The sequence below is a fragment of the Campylobacter showae CC57C genome, from assembly GCF_000344295.2.
Classification (GTDB): Bacteria; Campylobacterota; Campylobacteria; order Campylobacterales; family Campylobacteraceae; genus Campylobacter_A; species Campylobacter_A showae_B.
Genome location: NZ_AOTD01000161.1, coordinates 1 through 1,070 on the forward strand (window position 1 = coordinate 1; position 1,070 = coordinate 1,070).

The following is a 1,070-nucleotide window of genomic DNA, read 5'->3' on the forward strand; positions in this document are numbered from 1 at the left end:
GCTACATAATCCTCCCCAAAATAAGCCTTCTTTATCTCTTCTTTTTTGATTGCGGCTTTCTTTTCGTAGATTTTGTATTCAGGCTTCCAGTAGTTTAGCATATTGTTTAGCCCGCTGTGGCCTACCTCGGCGTGACAGCTAGCGCAGGTTAGTTGCTTATCGGTATTTAGCAAGCTTTGATAGTGAGCGTGCATCTTTTGAGCCTGGGCTGAGGTTAGCTTATTATCCACCAAATTCGTATGGCAGCTAACGCAACCGTTATCAAATACGAAGTGCTCTCTTTTCTCTCTGTTTTTATGCCAGTCTATAGCCTCCGGGTCTTTAAAGAAATGAACGTATCCCTCCATTAGTCCGTTTTTAGCTTTAACTAGGACGTATTTGGCTAGGTTGTCGTGAGGTATGTGGCAGTCTACGCATTTAGCCCTTACTCCGCTTTTGCCTTTGCCGCTGTGAACGTCGTTACTATAAGCTATAACCATAGGATCCATCTCGTGGCACACTACGCAAAACTTCTCTCCGCTAGTTTCTTCTAGGGCGTAATGCACGGGAAGCACGACTAAAAACCCTATAATGCCGCTTACTAATATAATAAGCGCTAGTACTTTCTTTGAAATTTTCATGGCGTTACCCCCATCCATTGCGGAACTTCGTGTTCGTGGCACTCCGTGCACATATTGGTTGATTTTTTATGCTCGTTGTGGCACTCGTCGCAGTATAGCGTAGGGCCGTCGTGAACCGAGTTGTGAGGATTTGCTTTTAGCAGATCCATGTATTCTAGTCTTTTAGCTATCTTTTTCTTGTCGCCGTGACAGGATATACAGCCTTTATCGCCTATGGATTTAAATTTACTAGCGTCGTTCCCTTGTCCTTCGTGGCAATCAAGACAGGTGAAGCTTAGCTTTTCGTGATGAGGTTTTAAAGGGTGTTTGGCTCGCAGCTCGTCGGTGACGTTAAGATCTACTAAAGACGTTATCTTTGCGCTTGGTGCACCTGCGCTAAATGCAAAAGAGCATAATAGCATAGATGCGCACAAGGCGAGAAACGCTTTATGTTTCATGCGAATTCCTTTC

The 1,070-nt window shown here is 44.4% G+C and carries 2 protein-coding genes; both read right to left on the minus strand.

All coding sequences use genetic code 11. From position 1 onward, the window contains the following. Window positions 1–620 (minus strand): cytochrome c3 family protein (locus H740_RS06180; protein WP_002952454.1); only part of this gene is annotated, 620 nt, incomplete at its 3' end. Further along, the gene (locus tag H740_RS06185) at window positions 617–1,057 is read right to left on the minus strand and encodes a cytochrome c3 family protein (RefSeq protein WP_002952455.1); all 441 of its coding nucleotides are present in this window, start codon (window positions 1,055–1,057) and stop codon (window positions 617–619) included. The genes H740_RS06185 and H740_RS06180, both read right to left, overlap by 4 nt. Between the last annotated feature and the right edge of the window lie 13 nt (window positions 1,058–1,070).

What these genes read in the sequence shown, in the direction of transcription:
- H740_RS06185 (WP_002952455.1), bottom strand. Translation starts at nt 1,057, where the DNA reads ATGAAACATAAAGCGTTTCTCGCCTTGTGCGCATCTATGCTATTATGC.